The following is a 25,746-nucleotide window of genomic DNA, read 5'->3' as shown; positions in this document are numbered from 1 at the left end:
AAATATCAAGGTTCAATATCAAGGGATAACAAGAAGTCATCAATCTTTTGGATAGTATATGGGAAGAAGGGATTCCATTTCTGTCTTAATATTTCATCGGCAGATACGTTCAAAACGCCTCTCTCCCCTCTCGATGAGGCTGCACCAATTTGAACACGCTCTACAAAATGCACTCCTTCCGGACCATAGAGACTGTCCTCCATAGGGTATGGCAATGCTACATGGGACAGAGAATAGACATTTCTTGGCCATCTCTGTGTTAACAATGTGCTAGTGGGGAGACGATCAAAAACGTGACTTGTCGCCTGTACCCGACTTAGGCTTTCATCTGAATCATTAAGGTTTTCAATCAAGGTATACTCAAATTGTAAATTTTGGCCCCTTATCAGCTCATTCAATGCAGATAAGGGATCATAGGGTATCAAGCTCATATTCACCTGGGTTCGATTGATATCGAACATCACCAACTGGTGACCATTATCAGGCAATCGCAGATAGAGATCGGAGATAACTGACAAACTCGAGACGGTCGCGTCGGTGATAGACTGAAACGATAATATGGGCGGTATAGTCAATAACTGCTCCGCCGACAGCTTATCCATAATAGCTTGATTACGTTCGGCTAGTTGATAGACCACATCACCAGCATTCACCGCAAAAGAGTTATATTTAAACGGATCGTATTCCGTTTGAATACTATTCCAACTGAGTTTTTCTAACCCTAACATCTGTCCTAAACGTGCTTGCCACTTAGCTCCAGCTGCCACGGGAGGTAAACCTATAGCCGGAGAGATAAATATCATCCCGGCGTAATCCATCTCCTGGTTTTTCGAGAGTCGCTCCAATTCATGGTTTAACGCCAAGGCTGCCCCTGTCGAAAACCCAACCACATAGAGTGGCCGCCCTTTCAGTACTTCTCGCATATGCCGGGTAGCAAGTGATACCGCCGATGCCATATCTTGCCACTCAAGCGCCACCAGCCCCGAAGGTATGGTGCCGTGTCCGGGTAATCTCAAACCAAGCAGATGCGCCTCCCCCTTAAAATGCTTTGCTACGTGGGATAAGGCGTAGGGAGAGTCAGACATGCCATGAAGCAGCAGAACACCAAACCTGGCATCAGGTAGCGGCCATTCGTAAGTTCGATTCCAATCATTTCGCCACTTTTTAGGATCGGCTAAACTGCCATGTACATAGCGATTTAATATTGATGAATGTGGACCTGTAGTGTGACTGTAGATCTCGGTCTCAAGCTCTTCAAAAAGCCGCTTTTCAAGCTCTTGATACTCGGTAAAACCGGTAAGTTCAAGCCTTCTGTCATACTCAGAAGTCAATTGTGTTGTATGCCAAATATCAAGATCTGGTCTGGAGTTTAACAACCAAACTCCGACGGTAAGCAATGCGATAGCGATCCCAAGCGAAGCATAAATGAGCGCCAGAATAAGATGCTTAGTCGAACCGATAACTATCGTTCTCATGAATTCCCTTGAAGACGGTATTGAAAGCCTGATAACTGAAAAGAGCCGATCCATTTGCCAATACCAATCGGTATAAAGATGTGCTCGCTCAGCGAGAATTTAGCGCTTCTGAGGCAAGGCCCTTTATTGCTCCTGCATAAAGGGCATTCACAACATCCGTGTTGTTCGCAACGAGTGAAGAACATAGTTATTCTACGTTTAAGCTCGTTAACACAGCATCGGATGCGCTAAAACTCGCCTTTCAGGAGTGTTTTTGGCTGCCTACTTCTGCGTTGAAAAACTTCACAAGGGAGCACCATTCCCTCATCCATTCGCCTTGAATTAGTTTGCAAAAAAAACTCTGAGTAGACCACTTTCTTATATCGATTGGTATAACTTACACACTTTGAGTATCTTATATCAAACTCCTATCGCGTATCAGTATAGATAATGTTGGATCGTCCCATCATAAATAACTTAGGTAGCCCATCAGCAAAGTTTTGCTTTTATTTACCGACTCCCCCCGTGATGCCTCAAAACTGGCATCACAACCATCTCGGTGCCGTTGCCCAGCTCATCGAACTCAATGGAAATCATTGGCGAAAGATCCTCACCATTATGGCAAAGATTACGGCACCCGATGATAATTGGAAACACTATCGTGATACTCAACTGCTAAAACAAGATGAGCAGATCTTAGTCGGTGCTTCTCATTTATCTTCTCTGGTTGAGTGGCACTTCATCGTCGGCGGCGTTTCACAGAAACTGCTGGAGTCAGAGACGAGAGAAAAGCTGTTCATACCTCTCGATAGTGAAGAGAAGTTACATTTTGATGGCGAGCGAATACTCAAAGTGCCCTACTTAGACTATCGACAATACCCGAATAGACTTATCGAAGTGACCCGAGAGCAAATAAAAAGGCGCCGATAGCGCCTTTCTCTATGAGTAACATCAAAACCACCTAAACTCAGGGGCTAGTCGTAAATCGTCGGGATTGGCTGACGTTTGTGTTGCGTCGCTTTATAGATCCCTATGAGTCTATCATTCACAGCAGAATCGACCGGTTTACCCTCTAAGAAGTCATCAATCTGATCATAGGTAACCCCAAGGGCTGCCTCATCTTCTAGCTGAGGTTTATCACACTCGAGATCCGCGGTTGGCGCCTTGTGAACCAACAATTTAGGAGCGCCTAAATAATCCGCTAACAGACGAACCTGACGTTTATTCAATCCAAACAGCGGTGCCAGATCACAGGCGCCGTCTCCCCACTTGGTATAGAATCCGGTGATATTCTCCGCGCTGTGATCGGTACCGACAACCAGTCCACCGGTCAACCCGGCTATTTCATACTGCACTATCATGCGCATCCTGGCCTTAACGTTACCTTTTACAAAGTCGACATTATCAACCTGAGCAAGGTCAACACCAGCAGCTTCGAGGCCATTAAGCGTGTTATGGTGGGTCCCGAGGACACCATCATGGATATTTACAGATACTTGCTTCGACGGAGAGATAAAATCACAGGCTAGCTGTGCTTCATGCTCATCTTTCTGAATATGATAAGGCAGACGCACGGCAATAAACTGATAACCGGTCTGCTGGCTCTCCCCATTTAGCTCATCGACGGCCAACTGGCATAATCGACCGGCAAGCGTTGAGTCGACACCACCACTGATCCCAAGTACCAAAGTATGAGTGTACGACTCTTTCAGCTTAGACTTAATAAAAGCAACACGTCTTTGCACCTCATATTCAGGCTCTATAGCAGGTTGTACTTTCATTTCACGTAAAATCTGTCCTTTCACAAGCTGAGCTCCAATCGGGTTTTCAAATTAGCCAGTTAGATATTATGAGCTATTTAATAATGAAATACACGGTTATCTGATGGGGTTTAAATCGGCGCTGCAATTATTTACTAGAAGACCGCCTTAGGCTAACGTTAGAATGATCGCTTAACCGAATCCAGATGAACATTATGCACAAAGAGAGTATTCAATATTGGCATAACCCTGCATTATCAGGGGGAGAGCTGACCCGAGCCAATTTTAAGCAATTTGAGTTCGACAGACATGTACATCTCGATTATCACATAGGTGTGGTTTCAAGCGGTTGTCAGCAATATACCCATAGAGGCAGTGCTTATCATTTGGGGCCGGGATTGATATCAACCCTCAACCCCGACGAAACCCACAATGGTCAAAGCTATACCTCTGAAGGATACCAAGTCCATGTGATGTCTGTTCCACTTCATTATGTGTCTCAAATAAGTCAGGAGATGAGTCAAGCGGAGGGCTTCTTTCATACCCCCTTAATCGATGATACTCATCTATATCAGGCATTTTTAAAGCTTCATATGATGTTGACTCAGCATCAAAGCAACCTCAGTAGTTTACAGTTAGAGACCAGCATGATGGCCTTCACCACCGAGCTTTTTCTACGCCACGGTAACGTACCTGAACAAACCGCAGACAATAATAACGCTCTGTCTCAGTCCCAAATCAAGGAGGTCATGGCCATGTTTCATGACGATCCGGGCCAGGAATTTTTACTCGAAACACTGGCAAACACTGTTGGGTTAAGTAAATTTCAGTTTTTAAGGAGGTTTAAGCAATCGATAGGAATGACACCCCACGCTTACCTCAAGAGGGTGCGGCTCGAGTATGCCAAAAAAGCCTTAATTAAAGGTGGGAATGTTGCGGATATCGCACATCGAGTCGGCTTCTTTGATCAGAGCCATCTCAATAAAGCCTTTAAGCAAGCCTATTTGATCACCCCCGCTAATTTTCAACGGCGAGTGGTTTAATCTACTAACTCAAACCAACTCTGACTCAAACCGACTCAAACCAGATATGGCTGTTTTTATTCAGCGCAATTTTGTCCTATCACGGCGCATCGAGACACGGCATGATGACTACAATAATTACTTTATGGATAATTTAATGGATCTTAGTTTACTCGTTTCACTTGCCGTCATTCACAGCGTCGCATTGGCCAGTCCGGGCCCAGACTTTGCGTTAGTCGTAAAAATGGCCAGCCAAGAGAGAAGAGTGACCGCCGTTGCCTCTGCGGTCGGTATTTCCATTGCTATTTTGCTGCACACCCTGTTGAGTTTAACCGGAGTCAGCCTGCTGATTAAAAGCTCAAATACCCTATTTATTATCGTGCAGCTGGCAGGGGCAAGTTATCTGGGCTGGATGGGGATAAATGCCATAATCAGTACCCTACAGAACTTTAAGGCAAGACGCGTAGAGAAAGAAACGACAAAAATATTCAATCAATTAACGCCATCACAAGGGTTTATGCAGGGCCTGTACACTAACCTGCTTAACCCAAAGGCCATGGTATTTTTTATCACCCTGTTCTCTGCCATGATAACCCCTGAAGTGAGCCTGGCGACAAAGGTTTGCGCAGCCGTTATTTTGCTGGTTTTATCCTTATTCTGGTTTGTATTTATCGCATTAGTATTGTCAAAGCCCTCCATACAACAGACGATCCGCAAGGCTACGCCTGTCATCAACCTACTCACCGGACTCCTGTTTGTCAGCGTAGCCTTCATTATTGTGTCCGGGCTGTTCTGAGCCTAATGTTAAGAGAACCTCTTGATGGCGCGCCTCTGTCCATTTAGCTTCATCAATCAAGAAACGCGGCTTTAAAGAAACCGAGCAGGTTAATGTTAAATTCCTCAGGTTTAATACAGCGATCGATCTGGTCTTTATATTTTGAACGACTCAGATCCACCTCTTCCATTGCAATAGCTTGCTTTAATCGGGTGTTATAAAAAACACGAACATAAGGGTGTAGCGGCTTCTTCTTGTTTAATCGACTAATCAGGCCAAGCTTGCCACTGTTAAGTTCGACAAGAGTGCCAACAGGATAGACGCCTAAACATTGAATAAATTGCTCTACCAGAGCATCGTCATAACAGGAAGGAGACTCTTTAATCAGGTTTTTAAACGCGGTGATCGGATGAACCCCGGACTTAAACACCCGCTCAGCCGTCATGGCATCGTAACTGTCTACGATTGCGATCATACGGCCGTACTTTGAAATTGAGTCGGCGCTTAATTGTAATGGGTAGCCGCTGCCGTCGATGCGCTCATGATGCTCCTTTATCATACTCATCACCATATGGGAGATATGCGGCGTATCTTCTAAAATATTGACGCCCAAAGACACATGGTTCTTTATAATCTCATATTCAGGCAATGTGAGTTTACCCGGTTTACAGAGGATCTCATCGGGGATCATCACCTTACCAATATCATGCAAGAAAGCACCAAGGGCGAGTTGTTCAATCGTCGCTCTGTCGACATCCAGATGCTTTGCAAATATCGTCATTAAGATCGAACTATTAAGCGAATGCTCCACTAAGTAGTCATCTTTAATCCTTAAACGAGATAAACAGGAGAGCGCATCTTGATTTCTGAATATTGAATCAACAATAGCATTGGTACTTTCTTGTATTCCTTCAACATCGATTACTTTGCCCTCGGTGATGGCATGAATCATCTTCTGCTGTAAACTTTTCGCATTGTCATAGAGTTTATTCGCCGCTTTCATCTCTTGCTCGAGAGAGATCTCAGGCTTTTCCCTTTTCTTATCTAAAGCACTCGCGCCTATATCCGGCAATACTTTATCAATTTTTTCTGTTTTCTTTTCTCTGGAGGGGTCGACGACGACATGGGATATCCCGGATTGGATCAACTGATTAATACTGGAGGCATTTAGCACATACCCTTCAGATTTAACGCTGACACTCCCATTCTCGCTCGAGATTGAGACGACATACATACCGGGTTTTAGCTTAGCTATGGGGATCTCTTTATCTTGATGGTTTGAATCAACTCTATGATTTTTTGACATAACAATACTCTCTATCGATAACTGAACATTCGATATTTACCTTGCAGGATTAACGAATCTTACTCGAGTAAAAGTATAGCCAGCATCCTTGAGTAATGAAGGAACTTTTGAGGTATGAGGAGAGGTGCCTCCCGGAGAAGAGAGGCACATCAATAACCCCCTTTAAACAAGCCAATCTGATAACACCAACCCGTTTTCAGCGGCGGGTGGTTTAACAAACTAACTCACACCGGATATAGCCGTTCATTCAGCGCAACTTTGTCTCAGTGCTGGTTTACATCCATCACCTTGGTGCGGTCTAAACCAAAACTTCAACAGAGAGTCATACAAGCGAGTCTAGTCATCAACTTAGTCGCTGATTTACGTGAAACATTGGAGAACGACTGACTCTACGTAATACTAATGAGTAAAGTCAGTGACAAACTAATCCGTATAAGGTTAATTAAGTAAAATCAATGATGTAACATAGAAGTAAATAAGTAGACCAGTGACATCCACTATGGTGGTAATGGCAGGACTGGCGATGACGGCGGGATCTTGTCTACATAGCTTTGCGACTAGTGGTAAAGCTGCGCCTATTACCGTCGCAGTAACCACCTGAATGAATAGCGCTAATGCAATTGCACTTCCAAGCATGGATAAAGTAATATTGCCTGGTAAATAAGCACTGTGGGAGAGAAAATACACTTTAGCAAAAGAGACGCACGCAAGCCCAAAACCGATAAACAGCGACACACGCAACTCTTTCCATAATACATCGCACCAATTTTTAAGCTTCAGTTCACCCAATGCCATAGATCGGACGATCACCGTTGCCGCTTGACTCCCGGCGTTACCACCCGTATCTGCAACCATAGGCATATATAGCGCCAGAATAGTCAGTGCCATAATCGCATCATCATAACTTTGGATCACCATGCCAGATAAAATGCCAACTGCAGATAAGCCTACTATCCAGAAAATGCGTTTCTTAACGTGTTCCAATACTGTCGTCTGCATATAGGGTGTATCATCGTGATCCCCCTGAATGCCCATCAACATTTCGACATCTTGAGTTTGCTCTTGTCGCAATACTGACATCGCCTCTTTGGCATATAAAACTCCGACAGGCTTACCCCAAAGGTCGACTAAAGGTAGATGGTCATAATCACTGAGGTGTAGTTGGGTGACAGCCATCTCTCTATCTGTACTGACATGGCATGGTTCAACACAATGAGCAATGTCTGCTAACAGTGTTGATTGCTCATGCTTAAGTAGTTGGTGTAATTCTAAGGTGAAACGATAACAGCCCTGTTCATCGATGACGAAAACCACTCGACCGTCGAATGAGTCACAAGCTAGCAGTATCTTGTCGATAGCTTCGCCTACCCGCATATCACCAGTAAAACAAAGCTGAGGGCTTATTGCAGCGACTGCGATAACCGGGTGTGCCTCGGCGTTGATTTTTTCCATATCGCTCTTAAAGCAAGCAGGCATAACGCGATAAATGACATCCTGCTCAGCCTTAGGCAGGCACTTATAGATATGAAAGTAATGCATCAGAGATTGATTCTCTAGCCAACGCTGGATGACACCACTACTTTTTGTTTGAATGAAAATAATTAATTGATTGTTGGTTTCTTCATTTTTAAATTGAGAACGACCTATATTTAATAGTTCGAAATCAAAAAGTAAACCGTCATTAATAACATTTGAAGTGTTTGCTGTAATACCTGGCATGTAAAGCCCTCCCATAAAATAGGATTTTAAACTTCTCTTCACCGTTTCGTACTAAACAACAGAGTAATTAATGGATAGCAGTAATCACCTTGTCCTATAATAACAACAAGAAGAGGTTAATTAGTAAATGTAATTAGGTGAACAGCAAGGTGGGAATTGATAAATCAGAGAGGGTAACTAAATATATAACTAGTTTCACTGCATACATCCACCTAGACTGTTTTCTCTACTCGGAGGGATATCGCTTTCCATTAAAAACTCCTAATTGATAAATGAAAACTAAAAAACCACCACTCAAACACAGTGACAGAACGGGCAGGTAAACCGCTAAGAAGTTGAAATACAATGAGAGAACTCAAACCCTAACGTTTAAAACAAGGCTTAAAATCTAAGCATGATGAAAAATCAGTTAATTGAATCACATGTAACAAAATCAGAGGCAGGGGAGCACTAGAAACAAAAACAAGGAGGGGGACTGAAATAAATCAAATCTGATCATTTTATTATAATCAACGCCTCAATACAGCTTCTGCTAGTTCCCTTTAAACAGTCTACGTCCATGGAATGGCCTCGCCTAATAAGTTTGAGCTGAATTATAAAAGCCTGAGAACATATGTCAATACCAAACAATTAATAATTACACTTACAGAGTATATTTAAACTAAAACCCTTGAACAACAATAAAGTAAACCGTACGCTGCATCAATAACCCCCTTTTGCAAACACAAACCTTAAAACAATATTAACTCGCAATTAAATTCACACTATTTACTAATAAGTCGGCGTGTTTTTATCACACCGACATTATTAATAATATTCACTAGGTATGTTAATAATCTCTACTTCATAACTACACCAAATGATACTTCTCTAGCCGATACAGGAATGCCTTGTAACTGAGTCCCAGAAACTTGGCGGCCTTAGTTCGGTTGCCTTGGTGCTTATTCATCGCTTGCTCCAGGCAGTCTTTCTCGAATGCCTCCCATTCAATACCGGTTTCGGGCAGTGAAAACTGGCTGGCGTTTATGGGTCGAGGTTGGCCACTCAGTTCTTCAACCATCTCCTCTTCATCGCCAAGCAAAACGAAACGCTCGATACGGTTTGCCAACTCTCTGACATTACCGGGCCAAGGGTAATCGAGTAACTGTTTCATGGTAGCTGCGGATAATTTGGGGAGATCCATCTTGTATTGGCTGCTATTGAGCTTAAGAAAATGTTCGACCAGCCTGCCAATATCCTCCTGTCTGTCGCGCAGAGGCGGCATATGGATCGGCACAACATTCAATCGGTAGTAGAGATCTTCCCGAAAGCGCCCCTCTTTCACCTCGTGTTGTAGATCTCTGTGGGTCGCCGCAATGACCCTGACATCCAACTTAATCTCCCCATTTTGTCCCAAACGACTGATCACTCCCTCCTGCAGGAACCTAAGCAAATTTGTCTGTTGCAGTAATGGCAGTTCGCCAATCTCATCGAGAAAGACGGTCCCGCCATCGGCAGCTTCAAGCTTACCGATCTTCAGTGCTGTTGCACCGGTAAATGCCCCCTTTTCTGCACCAAACAGCTCGGCTTCTGCAAGCGACTCAGGTATGGCACCACAGTTAATCGCAATAAACGGTTTATGTTTTCTCTGTGAAAGCTGATAGAGGGCCCGAGCCGCGAGCTCTTTGCCCGTCCCACTCTCCCCGCCGATGAGCACTGTTGCATCGGTGGCGCTGACGCGTTGAACCCGAGTGTAAACCTTCTGCATACAGGGCGCTTTGCCGACTAACCCCACCAGTTCCTGTTGTTGGGACAGTTCGGAAGTCAGCCTGCGGTTTTGTTTTTTCAAGACTAATGATTTGGCCACTTTATCGATGGCTAATAACAGGGACTGCCTTTGATAAGGTTTAGCCAGGTAATCATCGGCCCCCGCCTGCATGGCATCGACGGCATGAGTTATCGTGCCGTAAGCCGTCGCTATGATAAAGCCCATGTCCGGATGTTCGTGGCGGACGTAGATCAGCAGATCCATGCCACTGAGTTGTCCTAATTTCCAATCGGAAAAAACCAGATCAGGAAGATCCGATTTAATCATTACAATGGCTTCTTCTACGCTCGCAGCACTGCTGATTTGATAACCATTGGCGGCCAACATCTTGGTGATCAGGCTACGTTGATCGGGCTCATCTTCTACGACTAAAATTTTAAGGGGTTGCTGTTTCATTTTAATGTCTCATCAATACTGGTATTTGCACTGGGTCGTTTGAAACTGATTGTCACTATCGTGCCCCCATCGGGATTATCCTGAAACACTAAGTCACCACCGTAATGCCCCTTAAGCAGACGCTCTGCAATGTATATCCCCATCCCGGTGCCTTCCGCTTTCGTGGTGACATGGGGTTGAGATAAGCGCTCACGAACCTCTGGGAGGATCCCACTGCCTGTGTCAGTGACAATAACGTGATAAGCCTCCTCTTCGACTTTTAATCCGATACTGACATCGCCTTCGTCAGGTGTCGCTTCCACAGCGTTAATTATCACGGCATGCAAGATACTGCGTAACTCGGATTCTGCGCCGAGTACACTGATACTGGCATCATCACAGTCGAAGTTGATCGCAGGTTTGGAGCCGTTGATAGACAGTTCCAGCAAGATATCCTGAATGATCGCGGTCAAAGGCACCGAACCGTTTCTGTTCACCTCATTACTCGACAGGGTCAACAATGACTGGATGCTCTTATCCATCATGGATATTTTTTGTTGGATCTTCAGTATCAGCTGTGAGCGCTCTTCGGCACTGTCGGCTAAGACGACTCCATCAGACAGTAAACCAACCGTGTGTAGCGGATTTCGCAGGCTATGAGCAATGCCACGAGTCACCTCACCTAGCTCAGCCAACTGCTGCTGTTGACTCATTAGGTGCTCTTTTTCACTGAGCAATGACAACTTTCGGCTCATGGCATTGAATCCGGTTAAGATCTGTTTCAGCTCTTTCACTCCCTCCTCTTTAAGCTGATAACCCAGCTCCCCCTCCCCGAGTTTTTGGTGTCCCACGGCAAGTTTTGAAAGAGGAGCACTGACGTAATGACTCAGAAGGTAAGCCAGCATCAAGGCCACTAAAGATGTCACCAGGATAAGCAGTAACATAGAATCGTTGAAACGTTCGAGTTCGGTATTTGTCTTCTCGTTAGAGAGGTTAAAGTCATTTGTCATAGTAAACGTGACATCTTTACCGCCTTCAACGATAGCGATGCTGCCGCTATCTAACCAATTATCAGTCTGGATTTCGACATCTCTGACCGCATCATGCAATCGCTGCCGATATTCTCTGGCCGCCTCTTTGCGGATCTCAATGGTGTTTTTACGCTCAGCCCTCTCCATCTCGCGACCATGCTCAGCCATCGCTTTTAGATGTGTTTTAAGTTCCACCTGCCTTTCCGCAATTTCCCGTCTATATACATCGGTGATCTGTGGAGGAGGATTGGGGGAGGAAAGCTCTTGCTCCATCTCGATGGATAGCTCATTAATTTCAATCTCTAACTCACGAATATCTTCAGCAAACGCAACCGCCACCTCCTCAATCTCGGCTAACGCCTCAACATCAAACTCGCGAAAAAACTCATTTTCATCACCCACATTATCAATCAACACCTTCACTAAATTCTGAGACAAGGCTTTAGAGCTGTGGCTGAGCTCAGATTGAAGCTCTGACTTGAAATACTGAGAGATGAATAACTGACTTACCGCCAGTAAAAGAATCAAAGCTCCAAAAAGTAAGAAAACGTAACGCTTTATCGACATGCAAACCTCAAAATAATTCAGGACTCTAACTGGCTATACAAAAACAATACCAAGCAGGCAAACCTTGCTGTAGCGCGAACTCTGTTATGAAATTTATCATATTTTTAACAAAAATCCTCAAATGCGGAAATTAAATACTGATATAAGGCAGTCCCCTTCTAAAAAACAATCACACTTACCCCATAACCCATTATTTTATAAGTCTTAAATTCAGTTGGCACGGTATTAGCTGTACTAGGAAGTTAACTGCTAGGGAGTTAACAGTTAGAGAGCGAAAGGGAAGAGAACGAATACGCTTATACCGATTGGCATTAGCGATTCGACAAAACCTAATCAGTTATAAAACACCAAGCGCACACTTAAAGGGATACATTATGAAACTGAACAAACTCGCAACACTATTGACTTGTACCGGCCTGCTGGCATTCACACTTACCGCGGCACCGATAAATCTGAGAACCATCGAATTTGAAGACAGTGAAACACTTGCCCATGTCAATCAAGATGAGAATGAGATGACTCAGGTGACTGTTCAGGTGAATAATGAGAAACATGAGTTCACTTTCACCCCCGAGGAGTTGAAAGACGTTAATATTATCGAGTCCAGACTCGCTCCCCTGCCTGAGGAGTCACGTAAAAAACTGGCAAAGCTATTGAGCCGGATGAATAAAGCCGGAGAACACAAATTTCATATCATTCAAACTCCCGAGCTAGACCCAAAAATTGAAAAACAACTTCAGGCACTGGCGATAAAGATGGAGGGCAAAGAAGCTGAAATGCATAAAATAGCCATCAAGTTAGAGGCCAAGGCCGCAGAGATAGAGGCTCACGCGCTCGATTTTGAGGTATTACAGGAGCAGCAAGAGCTAGAGTTTGAAGTTGTTATCGAGGCGCTCGAACAACACGTAAGTGAGATAGTGTCGCATATCGATGATATTGACATCGATTTCGATGAGATAGGTTCCGATGGGAGTCGCATCATTATTATCGGTGATGGCAATGAAGACAAACACGTCGAGCACCTGATAAAGGCCATAAAAGCTAGCAAATTGACCGACATGGAGAAACGGGCAATTAAAGATGCACTAAATTAAAAAAATGTGAACAAGGGTATAGATTATCACTTTGTCATTAACGTACTCTAGGTGCCATTAAAAAGTTGACTGGATATCTGTATGTGGTGGCGTGTAACAATTATTACCTTGGCCTATCTGCTTTTGGGTGCACACTTTATGCGCTATGGACAGGTCATTTTATGTGCCGCCTATGCCAGCGCGCCTTTATTGCTCTTCTTTAAACATCCTGCCATCACCAAGTTGCTACAAATCGTCTTGGTGATCAGTGCAGTGTTAGTGTGGGGAATGAGCAGTTATAACTACATTCAGATGCGCATCACCATGGGGGAGCCTTGGTATCGATTGGGTGCCATCATGAGTGCCGTGACCCTGTTTACACTGACTGCGGCGCTCTGCTGCAACGGAGTCATAACCAAAAGAGCTAAAGTTAATCCCTACGACTAACTCCGGCGGCTATCCCGAATAAAAATTACGTCTGATTCACTGAAGTTGTTTAAATTGAATTTGTTTAAATAGCTTAAGCGACTTAGACGTAATCATCTCACCTGCTAAGCCCTAAATTAAATAACGCGCCTTACCCTTTGCGGTTACCTATCTGTCCGCCCTGGTGGCACTATCCCGGGCACAACTTATCTGAGTTCCTGTGTTTGCAGTCAATAAACGACGGCTGATGATATCGACGACTATGTTTAATAATGCTGTGCATCCCATTAAAAATAGAGCTGTGCTATATCGTATCTCAGAAAAACCACTGTCGATATAAAAGCCTAAACTTGCTATTCCCAAGATACCAAAAATGGCCGTTTCCCTGAGTATCACTTCAAAGCGATAAAATAGCAGTCCCATCAAATTAGGATAAATTTGAGGCAATACATCATAACAATACCCATCGATTCGACCATTATAATGGGGGCCGACCTGAGTCGTGTCCGATTGTCTGACCGTGAGGTAAGCGATTAATGCCCCGTTATGCAGCGCAAGCGCTAACATAGCAGGCAACATCGACGGCCCTAGCAACATCATAAATATAAAGGCAAAGATATATTCCGGAACAGATCTTATGACGAGGAGGCAGGCGTGAGTAACTTTTGAGATAAACCTGCCAGTCAGTAAGCTTGACGCCAATCCCGAACCCGCAACAGCAATACCATGAGCCATGGCCAAAGATACCAGCGCTAACAAAAGTGTTACGATCATGCCCGGAAAGGCTTGTTCCACCAATAAGTCCAGACTCCAATTCGATAGCGATTTCATAACCCCAAGGTCGATTTGGGACCAAGTGCTCAGATTCTGTAAGGCCGGAGGAAGAATATCTTGAGTAATGAAACGCCATAACAGCGCCCCATCGACAGGCGGAATACTCGGTAAGGTGAATAATGCCGCGACAAAATAGACAGCAATTAATCTGGGACGACACCAAAGCGATATCGTACCTATCAATGCGATAAACAACATCAAGAGTGCAGCTCCCTCATGATAATGTCCCTGCCTGAAAGCCGTTTCTAAATAGAAGCCCAGCGTTGGCATGCCAATAAACCCAAGCACCGCACTACTTCTTAATGCGCATTCGAAACGATAACGGATATACGCCATTATTGGCACAAGAACATGACTAATTCGACCGTAAAAGTATCGACTTACCTTGTCAGTACCATAAGGTAAGGTTTGAACTGTCGTTTTCGGTGATTGCAGCAAGATATCGTGAAAAACACGCGCAAAGGTCGCGCCATAAGGCAAACCTATGGCGAGAATACCCGTTATCGGAGATAGTCCGAAAATTTGCAGAAACAACAAGGCCCAAAAAATCTCGTGTATTGACCGAGTCAGGGCACATAGCGTGGCAACAAAACGGTTAGAATAGACGAGTGATAACGGCGCTCCCCATAACAAGCCAAACACCACTCCGAGCAACGCAAAACTCACCGTCTGCCACATAGCTTCAAGCAGATATTCGGTAGCGAAAAAGTCAGGGCGGATAAAGCCTTCAACCATCAGGCGAAACTCATTCCAGGGATCTAAAGAGATGATCTCAGTATCTGCAAAATAGAAACACTGTGCCGCAATCAACCATAAGCTTAAGGTTGTTTTTTGCCAATAACCGATGAAAGGCAGAGACTTAAACATCACTGCCCGTTAAAATAGGACTCACTGCTGGAGGTGGAACATCAGAATAAAAGTCATCAACAAGTTGTGAATTCAACTCATCCTGTCGGGCATCCAGATGAAGTTGTCCCTGCTTTAAGCCGATGATACGGTCGAAGTGCTCTAATGCTAATGACTTATCGTGGAGGACCATAATAACCGTGTTATGGCGCTCAAAAACCATGTCGAGTAAACGTCTACTCATTAGAGGATCTAACGCGGAAAACGGCTCATCGCCAATAAATATATCTTTTTGTTGATACAAGGCTCTTGCCAGCGCGACCCTTTGTCTTTGACCTCCAGAAAGCTCAGACAACCTCTTACTCACTGGAAAATCAAGCTCCAACTCCTGACAAAGCAGTGTCACTTCTGACAGGGGCAGTTTAAATGGCGAGACTAAGTTGAATAGATTGTAGCTCCAATGATGTCTTGAAAGCGATCCCATAAACACATTGTGATAGGTGCTGAGCCCCTCTACGAGTCCCTGTTTCTGAGAGCTATAGGCAGCATCATTCTTTAAGCATTGATACAGATGAGCCAAGAGTGTCGATTTACCGGCACCTGAGGTACCAATAATAGCCAACTTTTCTCCGGCCTTAATTGACAAAGAAAGCTGACGAATCGCCAGCTTTTCTTCATATTTGAGTGTTAAATTTTCAATTCTGAGCATAAAGGACCGAGTATGACTAATCGATAAGACCGATAGCTTTCGCTACACTCTCAATAGGCTCATAATCTGCGTTCTCAGCCGGAACGAAAGAATGCCTGGGAAAGCTTTTTAATAAATCAGGATCTTTCATTCCAAGAAGCGCGGCTTCAATTTTCGCTTTAAAACCTGCACCGAATTTTTTATCAACCCCCTCTCGTACGGTCCACTGATAATCCGGATAGGCAGGGCTCTGCCAAATAACATTCACTTTTTCAAGATCGACCGTGCCGTTTTCCACCGCCGTTTCCCACACCTTATAATTCACCGCACCGACCTGATAGGCACCAGCCTGAACTTGTGTGATCGTTCTACTGTGATCGCCGGAAAATCCGATACGTGTAAACACATCTTCAGATTTCTTGCCTAAATTTCTTTCGATAAAAAACTGAGGCATTAAACGCCCTGATGTGGAGCTTTTCGAACCGAAAGTGAAAGTAAGACCATTCAAATTAGGAAAACTATCTGATGGAATTAGATCGGCAGACTTATGAGCAATAAAGTAACTTTTAAAAAATTGGTCTTCGTTACCCTGAGCAACCGCTGACGAGCCAGGTACTAAACGACGGGCCTGAACACCGGATAAGCCTCCAAACCAGGCAAGTTGTACCTGATTATTTCTAAAAGCGGTGACAGCTGCCGAATAGGATTTTACCGGCACATATTTTACTTCTACACCTAGCTCTTTCTCTAAATAGAGGGCTACTTTTTCGAAACGTGTTCTAAGTTGACTTTCATTTTCATCAGGAATGGCTGTAAAGGTAAAAACGGCAGACAGAGCACTGGTAGAGAGCGTGCTGAGCAACGCTAAACAGACCATATGTAAAAGCCTCATGAAATGTTTCCTATTGGTAAAAATTTTGCAGGATTTTAACCAAAATCTACCTACAAACATAGCCTTTTATGGTTTAAAGTGTGATGAATGCTGAACTCAGTGACATCTCCCCTATATTTAAGTCAGCTTAGGTTAAGTTAACTTCAAGTAAAATAATGCATTGAACAAAAATTCATATCATTCCCGGGTAAGTATCAGGAGTGGTATAACACAGTTGGCACAGAGTACTTAACTGAGTAAACTGGCCTCAAGAATTATTAAGGCGTTTTAATTATGAGAATTTTGGTTGTTGAAGATGACCCCCTATTATCCCACCACCTTAAAGTTCAGCTGTCAGAACTAGGTAACCAAGTACAGGTAGCCCTCACGGCAAAAGAGGGATTTTATCAAGCAACCAATTATCCCATAGACATTGCCATCGTTGATTTAGGTCTTCCTGATCAAGATGGGATCAGCTTAATTCAAAACTTAAGAGATGCAGGGTTAAAGGCACCTGTATTGATCTTAACCGCTCGAGTTAACTGGCAAGATAAGGTCGAAGGACTCAATGCCGGTGCAGATGACTATCTGGTTAAACCATTTCAAAAAGAGGAACTTGTTGCCAGGCTAGATGCTCTGGTCAGACGCAGTGCCGGTTTTGTAAAACCCATAATAACCAGTGGTGCGCTTGAGTTGGACCTCGCCGCCAAACAAGTTTCATTAAATAACGAGCCCATGGAAGTCACAGCATTTGAATACTTAATTCTTGAGTACTTAATGCGCCACTGCCATGAGGTCGTCGCAAAGCAGCGTCTACTCGATGTTATCTATGGTGATAAAGAGGGTGACCCTAATACGATCGAAGTGATGGTCTCCAGACTGAGGAAAAAACTCACGAAAGGGGGAATTGAAAACCCAGTAGTTACCATTCGCGGCCAAGGTTATAAATTTAACTTACCTTGTAGTTAATGCCGTATACCCAAACGACCTCGAAATGCAAGATTCAGCATATCGAGAAGTTACAGTATTCTAGGTGGTTAATTGCTCTTGCATAAACCACATTCCCCCATCCGTGGTGGTCTTCATGAAGTAGTTTGGGTATATCACTCTAAGAACCGTCTAAAAAAGAGCACCTATTTATGAGGTTCGGTCTGAACTTTAAACCCAAGAAACGTCTGCTTACGCGGATGTTTCTCACCTCTCTGTCTATCATAGCTTTAGTCGGCTTTGGTCTGGCTTGGTTAGTTAACCTCCTCCATGCACAAAATAATTATAATGAGGAGACGGCTCAGCTGATCGCCGAGATCCCCAAAGTCGCCGCAGAGCTGAAAGAGCACGATCTCATCCCTGAAACCAGTGAGTGGCTCGATGAGAACAACACCCCGGAACGTTACGTCATTGCCAGTTGCGATCAACATTTTAAGCAAGTTTGGACCTCTTCCCTTGCCGTAGATAAAGGGCTGTTTGATACTTGTGAACGTTTCGATGAGATCCGCAATGACTCCCCACCCTATTATTTGAACCTTGCCGATAACAAAGGCTATTTCATCTACCTGCTGTCGGTTGAGATCGCCAGCAACCAATACAATTTGTTGGTGATGAAAGATGCTGAAAAGCTCGAGAAGGAGATGGATAAATTCAGTCGTCGAACCTATTTCAGGCTAGCTTTGGTGTTGGCTTTAGCGCTAGTGCTACTGATCAGTGCCGGATACTGGGGAATGCGTCCTCTGGTACGCATGAGAAATGAACTGGACAGCGTTAATAGCGGAAAATCGACGGAGTTATCACAAGACTACCCTGTAGAATTAGAAGGCGTCACCCAGGCACTAAACCAACTATTGGTTCAATCCAGTGCTCAGCAACAGCGATATCAAAATGCGATGAACGACCTTGCTCATAGTTTAAAGACTCGACTAGCCGCGGTGCATGCCATTACCGATGACGCAACACTCGACAAACAGGCCACCAGTGAAAAAATCATGGAGCAAGTGAGTCAGATGGATCAATTGGTTAAGTATCAACTGAAACGTGCCATGTTGGGGCGCAAAGGGTTGAAGCAGGAGCAAACCCAAGTCGCTCCCTTGGTTAACCAGCTTTCACAAATGTTGTTTAAAGTTTACCGTGACAAGCAAGTTGAGTTTACCGCTAATATTCCTATCGAGCATGTATTCCCGGGTGATAAAGGTGACCTGATGGAACTGTGTGGCAACCTGATGGAAAATGCATTCAAACTCTGTATCAGCCAGGTTAGGGTTTCTGCCAGTTACAACGACGCAGGTGAGTTTGAACTGATAGTCGAAGATGACGGGCAAGGCGTTGAAGAGAGTATCAGGAAGAAGATCATTGAAAGAGGTGTCAGGGCCGATACTCAAAAGGCCGGACAAGGGATCGGGCTTGCGGTATGTAACGAAATCGTCATCAGTTACAACGGTAAATTGTCCATCGAAACGTCTGAATTGGAAGGTGCAAAATTCAGGATAACTATCCCTATTTAATCCTATCTCAATCGACAGATACGCTTGAGGTGCTAACCCCCTTTATAGGGGCTTAGCACTGAACTATTAATTCAGTATCTATACCCCCCCTGCAGATTTAACTCTTTACAGATTGGTATGATACCAATCTGTATAAGAAAGTGGTCCATTCAGAGTTATTTTGGGCTATCTAATTCTAGGCGAATGATTGAGGAAATGGTGTTCCCTTTTGAAGTCATTCAACACAGAAGTTGGCAGCCTAAAACACTCCTGAAAGGCGAGTTTTAGCACATCTGATACAGTGTTAACGAGCTTAAACGTAGAGTAACTATGCTCTTCACTCGTTGCCTTGCCTCAGATGTGCTAAATTCTCGCTGAGCGGCCACATCTTTATACCGATTGGTATAATTGTTCTGCACGATTAAACATCACCCAAGATGTGGCGATATATTTATCACCACTCTTAGGCGTATTTCCGCGGTGGGAATGAGTAAAACCGGCAGGCGCTATCACCATAGTGCCGCGCCTGGGAGTCAGTTTGCGGTTTTGATAAAAGAACTCCGTTTCACCTCCCTCTTCCACGTCATTCAAGTAAAACATATATAACACGACTCGATGCAATGCTTCATTGTGACCCGCTTGAGGAAACTGCTCAGAATGCCAATGGGGGTAGCCCCCCACACCTTTCTCATACTTCTGAATGTTTATCATGCCGCTACGATAAAGGTACTTAACCAAAGCTTGGCTTCTTTGTTCGCCGTAATTAGCAAAATTATCTGGTGTTAGCGTCACCGCCTTACCATTTTCATCCGCAACCTGAACCGACACGCCTCCCATTAACGCCATAGAGTATTTTTTAAAGTATTCGGTAGAACAAGCTAGCGTATGGGCCAAAAGCTCATTTTTCAGAGGCTGCAGATCATCAAAATTATCGAGCATAAGATCTCGACTGTTTTTCTTTTCGATATCGACGCCATGACCCGTCCGACCTTCTGTTACCCCATTATGACTCTCAAATGCCCGAATTAATTTCTTACACAGCTCATCCGGTAGTGCATTAGGGTATACTTCAATGAAATCCATTTTAACCATCTTTGCTTACTGACTAATCTAACTATGCTTACATATAGGTTAAGTAATTGTAAAGTCGTGGGGTTAAGTTAAAATACCACTACAACAAGTAATGGAATTCTGAAATAATTGTCAGTAGAAGTATTGAGACGTCTCATAAGACCTATAAGAATAATATGAACAAAAACCGTAAAGTCTCCGTCGAACAGTTACAAGTGGGCAATTTTGTCCGGCTGCCGGTTTCATGGAAAGATCACCCCTTTTTATTTAGTAGCTTTAGAATCAAACAACAAGCACAAATCGAACTCATAAAAAAATTAGGGATCACCCATGTTTTTGTCGATCTGCAACGCAGCGACGTCTCTGTATTAAATGAGAGTGAAGCTAAAGAGCAGAAGAGCGAAATCAATCAAGAAGAACTCGATCGTCTGACAAAAAACATGAACAAATATAAGGGCGAACGTATTGAGAGCTTGAAAAAAATGCGCCGGGATCTACAAAAAACTGAAAAGGAGTTTGACCGTTCGATCTCCAAAATGCGTAACTTAGTCTCTAAGCTGCGTAATCGCCCCCTCAATGCTATCGATGATGCCAAAGAGTTAATCAATGATCTCAGTGATCAATTACTTAATTCAGATAATTTAGTGCTTCACCTTATGGGCGAAGCCAAGAATGATGAGACCATCTACTACCATTCACTGAATGTGGCAGTCCTCTCGATGTTGATGGCAAAAGAGTTGGGCTGGACTAAAGAAGAGATGGAATTAGTGGGAATTGGCGCACTTTTCCACGATACAGGAAAACTAAAAGTCCCACCTCAGCTGTTGAGAAAGAAAACACCGCTAACGGCACCCGAAACTAATTTTTTGAAACAGCACCCCAACATGGGCGCAGACCTGCTTAAACTCGCCGATAACTTTCCAGCCGAGGCTCTGCCCATAGTCGTTAACCATCATGAATATCTCGACGGTTCGGGCTACCCTAAGGGGCTTAAGGCTGAAAGCTTAGACAAGCTATGCCAGTTGGTGACTGTCGTTAACCTTTATGATTCTTTATGTCACCCTAACTTTCAGAATAAAGCTCGTACGCCTTATGCTGCGCTGGGACATATCTTTAAGAACTTTAAAACGCAGTTGAATCAGGAAGTCACGGGCAAGATGATAAAAATGCTCGGGATCTACCCGCCCGGCAGCATAGTAGAGTTATCATCGGGTCAGTTTGCTATGGTGATGTCGGTAAACTTAGATAAGATCCTCTTTCCGAGAATTCTTGCTTACGATGCTCTGGTTCCTAAAGATCAGGCTCCTATCGTAGATCTCGAAGCCGAAGGACTCAGTATCGTTCGATGCCTTCCCCCCGCCGCCCTACCAGAGAAGATCTTTAAATACCTGAATCCCAGAGAAAGAGTCAGCTATTTCTTAGGTTCCGATAGTAAAAGCTAGCAGTGATACCAATCGGTATAAAGATGTGATCGCTCAGCGAGAATTTAGCGCTTCTGAGGCAAGGCAACGAGTGCAGAGCATAGTTATTCTACGTTTAAGCTCGTTAACACAGCATCGGATGCACTAAAACTCGCCTTTCAGGAGTATTTTTGGCTGCCTACTTCTGCGTTGAATGACTTCAGAAGGGATCACCATTCTCTCATCCATTCGCCTTGAATTAGTTGGCCAAAAAAACTCTGAGTAGGTCACTTTCTTATACTGATTGGTATAAACCGATTGGCTGAATAACCCAATCGGACAGTCGCGATTTTAGTCCTTAGAACTAAAAATTGTATTAATCACCCTATTATTCTTAAGTTTTCTTGCCGAATGCCAAACTATTCGCTAGGTTGAAAGTATCAGTATCTTCAATGAGGAGATGATATGACACAACTTCCAAACTTCGATAGTCTAAAATGGCTCGCAGAAAACGAACCGAATGAACTGGAAGAACTTCAAAGAAAACTCTGCAATGAAGCTATTGAACATTGCCCTGAAGCCAATAAGAAGCAGTTGATATCGATGCAACATCACCTTGAGCAGCAATTATCTCGCTGCTCTAATCCTTATCACAGGTGTTATCTGGCGATGAGTATCATGAATGAAAAATTTCTTGCTTTAAATACAATAATTAACAATCCAATAGAGTTTCGACAGAATAATGCCGAGATACTCAATTTGCCTGCTAAGAAGTTATAACCAGCCTTTACGTTTAAAAAACAGATACGTTCCGGCTGCACTCGCTACCATCATCAGAATTGCCATAGGGTAGCCAAAACGCCAATCGAGCTCTGGCATATTGGTAAAGTTCATACCATAAGCACTTGCAATTACTGTCGGTGGTAAAAAAATGACAGCTGCAACTGAAAATATTTTAATGATCTTATTCTGCTGTAAACCACTAAAGCCCATGGCAGCATCGAGTAAAAAGTTTAACTTATCGAAGATAAATTGGCTGTGCGGCATCAAAGATTCAATGTCTAACAACATCTCACGCAGATCTTTTAGGTTATCATCGGTAAGCTGCCCACGATAATATCGCTGCATGTATCTTAACGAACGCTGAGTATCCAGCAGACTTAACCGAATCTTACCATTTGAGTCTTCCTGCAGTGTGATCAACTTAAATACGTCATCAAGTTCATCATTTTCGAATACTTGCTCGCTAACTCCATCTACAACAGAATAGACGTCCTCAATGAGATCCGAGAGGTAATCAACTTTGAGATTAAACAGCTCAAGAAATAGCGCCTGAGGGGTTGTCACTTCAAGCCTGCCGAGTCTGAGATAATTACGTAATAAACGTATCAGCCCCACATCCTCTTCACGGATAGTAAGCAGAAAGTCCTTACGCAAGTTGAAAGAGACGTTTACGCCACGAACATCTTGACCCACACGTTGAGGAAACAGTGAGTTAATATGAAGACCATCGTTGTTCTGATAAAAACGTGCAGATGCTTCAATCTCATTGATATCATCTTCATCAGGAACTTCTTCCACCGAATAATGACTTAACCATTCACGCTCAGAATCGGACGGTTTAAAAAGATCGAGCCATAACGTACCCGGAGGGACTATATCCTGAATATGTAGTTCATTAATCGTAAGTTTGCGATCTTGGTAGACATAAGCAGTTATCATGGAGGCCTCCTGAAAAAACACCTTGCCTATAAAAGTAAATGACAAAGCGCAGGGTAAAAAACGAGGCTATTCTACCTTAATAAACCCCATTGAAAAGATATAAAAACTTGAATAAAACTAAATTTTACTGTTTTTTGCTTTTCGCGATGATAACACGTTCTTGATTCGATAACCTGATGCTAATACCATCAACGGTTGTTAGCATATTGTTGGTGATGTCTCTCTTTCTTACCTGATAAACTTCAGAACTCGCAATACTTGGAGAGACAATAGTAACATCTACAATTTCGTTTCCATCTTGCCAATTCCAGTACCAGTACCCACTGCTTCCAAGCAGAGATAAGGCGATCAAGCCATAAATAACATACCTAAATAAAATCTGTTTCCCGACATCAGAAGTTCTTTCAGCCTTTGCTGCCCTGGCAGGCTTTCGAATATAAAAAAGTGCGCCAGCGATCACGAGTAGAGTAACGAGTATTTTTGTAAGCACAACAAACTCCAATGGAAACAAACGTGACAGATTATAGCGCCAATTATCCGATAAAACTGTTATAAATCTCTAATCAAACAGACTAAATGTATTTAATTACTAATATATTCCGGCTAGTATTTTTTCCAACAAACTGTACTATTCTCTATACAAACCGCCCCGATACAAACTTCAGCATGAATTTTTAACCTTGCATGTTGCGTCAACAAAGTAAGCACAATTTATAGGGCGGTTTATCATGAAAATTACGAAAACTTAGGATTTGAAATGAAGCACCTCACCTTATTGGCCAGTCTATCCACAATCACAACATTACTCTTCGCCTCACAGGCCTGGGCAGAGCCCACCCTCAGTTTTCCAAATTCTGCAGAGTTATTGGTAGTCAACGGCAAAGCCACAGAATCAGACTCTCCAGTGACACTCTCCGAGGGAAAAAACCAGATAGTACTTAAATACAACACGAGCTTCAGACAACAGGGACAACAGAAAAGGTTTTCATCGGAAGCTATCATTCTAAGTTTTGAAGCGAGCAATCAAACCTACAAGCTAATCTTGCCTAAATTGAAATCCAGTAGTGATGCCGACAAATTCAATTCAACTCCCGCTATTAAGCTCTCAGATAATAAAGGCCAGGCAGTAAACTACGACACTGACATTCTAACCAAAGAGGGGTTACAGTTAGGCCGGGATTACAGCGATGAAATATCACTCTATAACCAGAGTGGAGCTAATGCCGCTGTGAATCATTTTTCTGTTGAAAAGCAGACCGCTAAGGTTCATAGCGCCGATGTCGTTGCTACCACAGCCTTAGCTAAGTCATCGGTAAACAAGCAAGCCACCACTCAAAGCAAAGAGATACCCGATCAGATTAATGTTGGACAGATACTCGACTTTTGGTACCAACAGGCCGATGAAGAGACACGAAAAGCCTTCAAGGCTCGCATTAAAAACAAGTAGTGCCAGAAATAAGCGGCTCCCTCTGTAGGAGCGTGCTTTAGCCGCGAAGGGGTTAGCAAAAAAATATGCAAGGCCTATTTAATACCTTCTTCCCGGCTAAAGCCGGCCCTACACAACCGAACAATGCCCAGCCCCCATGTAGGAGCGCGCTTTAGCCGCGAAGCTTGTATAACGAAATGAGCCATTCCCGGCTAAAGCCAGTCCTACACAATCGAACAATGCCCAGCCTCTCTGTAGGAGCGTGCTTCAGCCGCAAAGCTTGTATAACTAAACGACCCATTCCCGGCTAAAGCCGGTCCTACACAATTAAACAATGCCAGCTCTCATGTTCGAGTGGTCATTTCAACAGCTGTTAAACGAAAAAATCCCCAACACGAAGTGCTAGGGCTTTTTCGTGTTAATTAAGGAGTGCGCCTGTCATGGTCAGCTGCGGATAAATCCTCCGCGTTACACCGCTGCATCAAGCTTCGCTTGATAAGCGCAGCAGTTCCCCCCTATGACCTACATGAATGTAGGGAATGCAGTAAATGCAGGAGCTATTTACTGCCTATCACATGGATAAGATGCATGCTTCGCATGCGCTATCTATTCCCCATGTTCGAGTGGTCATCTTTCCAGACTAAAAACGAAAAAAGCCCGTTGCGTTAGCAACGGGCTTTATCGTTATTAGGCGCCTGGAAATGACCTACTCGATCCACGAAGTGGACACATGGGGGCGAAAAACCAGTGCTTTGGATGCGCAGCATTCAACTGTTTTGTAGCGAGAAGCAACGTAGTCACTGAACTGGGGACCCCGCTCAGCGGCGGGGCGACATCGGGGGTAGGCATTCATGCCTTCCTAAGTGGATAAGTCACCTGATATCTGTACTGATAAGTTCGAGCTAAACAGCCAAAATCTTATTAAACCCCAGACGCAAAAAAGCCACCTTATTCAGGTGGCTTCGTCACTTAATTAGGCGCCTGGAAATGACCTACTCTCACATGGGGAGACCCCACACTACCATCGGCGCGATTGCGTTTCACTTCTGAGTTCGAGATGGGATCAGGTGGGGCCACAATGCTATGGTTTCCAGACTAA

At 43.8% G+C, this 25,746-nt stretch carries 22 protein-coding genes and 1 rRNA gene; 10 read left to right on the top strand and 13 right to left on the bottom strand.

The features are described 5' to 3' along the window. Positions 1–5: 5 nt before the first annotated feature. The gene (locus EKG38_RS23815) at positions 6–1,475 is read right to left on the bottom strand and encodes an alpha/beta hydrolase (protein WP_126523381.1); all 1,470 of its coding nucleotides are present in this window, start codon (positions 1,473–1,475) and stop codon (positions 6–8) included. A 429-nt stretch (positions 1,476–1,904) separates the two neighbouring features. Here EKG38_RS23815 and EKG38_RS23805 point away from each other — a divergent pair, with 429 nt between their 5' ends. Next, entirely contained in the window at positions 1,905–2,384 is a 480-nt protein-coding gene (locus EKG38_RS23805) for a DUF6942 family protein (RefSeq protein ID WP_126523380.1), read from the top strand. Positions 2,385–2,428: 44 nt separating this feature from the next. Here EKG38_RS23805 and nadE read toward each other — a convergent pair whose 3' ends face one another. After that, positions 2,429–3,259: an NAD(+) synthase gene (nadE, locus tag EKG38_RS23800; RefSeq protein WP_126523379.1), complete on the bottom strand. Its 831-nt coding sequence runs from the start codon at positions 3,257–3,259 to the stop codon at positions 2,429–2,431. A 161-nt stretch (positions 3,260–3,420) separates the two neighbouring features. Here nadE and EKG38_RS23795 point away from each other — a divergent pair, with 161 nt between their 5' ends. Together EKG38_RS23795 and EKG38_RS23790 are read left to right on the top strand one after the other, a co-directional pair. Further along, positions 3,421–4,257, top strand: a complete 837-nt coding sequence (locus tag EKG38_RS23795; RefSeq protein ID WP_126523378.1) for an AraC family transcriptional regulator — start codon at positions 3,421–3,423, stop codon at positions 4,255–4,257. A 136-nt stretch (positions 4,258–4,393) separates the two neighbouring features. Then, entirely contained in the window at positions 4,394–5,032 is a 639-nt protein-coding gene (locus tag EKG38_RS23790; RefSeq protein WP_126523377.1) for a LysE family translocator, read from the top strand. Between the two features lie 52 nt (positions 5,033–5,084). On the opposite strand, the gene EKG38_RS23785 is transcribed toward EKG38_RS23790, so the two are convergent. From EKG38_RS23785 to EKG38_RS23770, 4 genes are all read right to left on the bottom strand, one after another. Continuing rightward, positions 5,085–6,317, bottom strand: coding sequence for an HD-GYP domain-containing protein (locus EKG38_RS23785; RefSeq protein ID WP_126523376.1), 1,233 nt, complete (start codon positions 6,315–6,317; stop codon positions 5,085–5,087). A 438-nt stretch (positions 6,318–6,755) separates the two neighbouring features. Further along, positions 6,756–8,036, bottom strand: coding sequence for a magnesium transporter (locus tag EKG38_RS23780; RefSeq protein WP_246033255.1), 1,281 nt, complete (start codon positions 8,034–8,036; stop codon positions 6,756–6,758). A gap of 850 nt (positions 8,037–8,886) precedes the next feature. After that, positions 8,887–10,239: a sigma-54-dependent transcriptional regulator gene (locus EKG38_RS23775; protein WP_126523375.1), complete on the bottom strand. Its 1,353-nt coding sequence runs from the start codon at positions 10,237–10,239 to the stop codon at positions 8,887–8,889. Further along, the gene (locus EKG38_RS23770) at positions 10,236–11,777 is read right to left on the bottom strand and encodes a sensor histidine kinase (RefSeq protein ID WP_246033254.1); all 1,542 of its coding nucleotides are present in this window, start codon (positions 11,775–11,777) and stop codon (positions 10,236–10,238) included. The genes EKG38_RS23775 and EKG38_RS23770 overlap by 4 nt, the downstream gene beginning before the upstream one ends. A gap of 413 nt (positions 11,778–12,190) precedes the next feature. Between EKG38_RS23770 and EKG38_RS23765 the strand changes: the two genes are divergently transcribed. Both EKG38_RS23765 and EKG38_RS23760 read left to right on the top strand, forming a co-directional pair. Then, entirely contained in the window at positions 12,191–12,910 is a 720-nt protein-coding gene (locus tag EKG38_RS23765) for a hypothetical protein (RefSeq protein ID WP_126523373.1), read from the top strand. 81 nt (positions 12,911–12,991) lie between these two features. After that, on the top strand, positions 12,992–13,336 hold the full coding sequence (locus EKG38_RS23760) for a hypothetical protein (RefSeq protein WP_126523372.1): 345 nt from the start codon (positions 12,992–12,994) through the stop codon (positions 13,334–13,336). Positions 13,337–13,483: 147 nt separating this feature from the next. On the opposite strand, the gene EKG38_RS23755 is transcribed toward EKG38_RS23760, so the two are convergent. From EKG38_RS23755 to EKG38_RS23745, 3 genes are read right to left on the bottom strand one after another with little or no spacing between them, the layout of a single operon-like run. Continuing rightward, on the bottom strand, positions 13,484–15,016 hold the full coding sequence (locus EKG38_RS23755; RefSeq protein ID WP_126523371.1) for a PhnE/PtxC family ABC transporter permease: 1,533 nt from the start codon (positions 15,014–15,016) through the stop codon (positions 13,484–13,486). Then, positions 15,009–15,704, bottom strand: a complete 696-nt coding sequence (locus EKG38_RS23750; protein ID WP_126523370.1) for an ATP-binding cassette domain-containing protein — start codon at positions 15,702–15,704, stop codon at positions 15,009–15,011. Before EKG38_RS23750 ends, EKG38_RS23755 begins: the two co-directional genes overlap by 8 nt. Before the next feature lie 16 nt (positions 15,705–15,720). Continuing rightward, positions 15,721–16,575: a putative selenate ABC transporter substrate-binding protein gene (locus EKG38_RS23745; RefSeq protein ID WP_126523369.1), complete on the bottom strand. Its 855-nt coding sequence runs from the start codon at positions 16,573–16,575 to the stop codon at positions 15,721–15,723. 273 nt (positions 16,576–16,848) lie between these two features. Here EKG38_RS23745 and EKG38_RS23740 point away from each other — a divergent pair, with 273 nt between their 5' ends. Both EKG38_RS23740 and EKG38_RS23735 read left to right on the top strand, forming a co-directional pair. Then, positions 16,849–17,523, top strand: a complete 675-nt coding sequence (locus EKG38_RS23740; protein WP_126523368.1) for a response regulator — start codon at positions 16,849–16,851, stop codon at positions 17,521–17,523. Between the two features lie 170 nt (positions 17,524–17,693). After that, complete coding sequence (locus tag EKG38_RS23735) at positions 17,694–19,049, top strand: ATP-binding protein (protein ID WP_126523367.1); 1,356 nt, start codon at positions 17,694–17,696, stop codon at positions 19,047–19,049. A 369-nt stretch (positions 19,050–19,418) separates the two neighbouring features. Here the strand turns inward: EKG38_RS23735 and EKG38_RS23725 are convergent, their stop codons facing one another. Beyond that, positions 19,419–20,111, bottom strand: coding sequence for a 2OG-Fe(II) oxygenase (locus tag EKG38_RS23725; protein WP_126523366.1), 693 nt, complete (start codon positions 20,109–20,111; stop codon positions 19,419–19,421). 164 nt (positions 20,112–20,275) lie between these two features. Between EKG38_RS23725 and EKG38_RS23720 the strand changes: the two genes are divergently transcribed. Further along, positions 20,276–21,541 (top strand): cyclic di-GMP phosphodiesterase, encoded by a 1,266-nt coding sequence (locus EKG38_RS23720; protein WP_126523365.1) that lies wholly within the window; start codon positions 20,276–20,278, stop codon positions 21,539–21,541. A gap of 423 nt (positions 21,542–21,964) precedes the next feature. Next, positions 21,965–22,279, top strand: a complete 315-nt coding sequence (locus tag EKG38_RS23710; RefSeq protein WP_126523364.1) for a DUF3135 domain-containing protein — start codon at positions 21,965–21,967, stop codon at positions 22,277–22,279. On the opposite strand, the gene corA is transcribed toward EKG38_RS23710, so the two are convergent. Both corA and EKG38_RS23700 read right to left on the bottom strand, forming a co-directional pair. Then, positions 22,274–23,221: a magnesium/cobalt transporter CorA gene (gene corA / locus EKG38_RS23705; RefSeq protein WP_126523363.1), complete on the bottom strand. Its 948-nt coding sequence runs from the start codon at positions 23,219–23,221 to the stop codon at positions 22,274–22,276. The two genes, EKG38_RS23710 and corA, sit on opposite strands and share 6 nt — an antisense overlap. Before the next feature lie 124 nt (positions 23,222–23,345). After that, positions 23,346–23,711, bottom strand: coding sequence for a hypothetical protein (locus tag EKG38_RS23700; protein ID WP_185826943.1), 366 nt, complete (start codon positions 23,709–23,711; stop codon positions 23,346–23,348). A 267-nt stretch (positions 23,712–23,978) separates the two neighbouring features. On the opposite strand from EKG38_RS23700, the gene EKG38_RS23695 reads away from it, so the two are divergent. Continuing rightward, positions 23,979–24,668, top strand: a complete 690-nt coding sequence (locus EKG38_RS23695; RefSeq protein ID WP_126523362.1) for a YccT family protein — start codon at positions 23,979–23,981, stop codon at positions 24,666–24,668. A 958-nt stretch (positions 24,669–25,626) separates the two neighbouring features. Here the strand turns inward: EKG38_RS23695 and rrf are convergent. After that, positions 25,627–25,742: ribosomal RNA gene (rrf, locus tag EKG38_RS23690) — 5S ribosomal RNA — on the bottom strand. Between the last annotated feature and the right edge of the window lie 4 nt (positions 25,743–25,746).

The organism is Shewanella canadensis (assembly GCF_003966225.1).
In the GTDB taxonomy this organism is placed as follows: Bacteria; Pseudomonadota; Gammaproteobacteria; order Enterobacterales; family Shewanellaceae; genus Shewanella; species Shewanella canadensis.
This window is presented reverse-complemented; position numbering and strand designations above follow the sequence as displayed.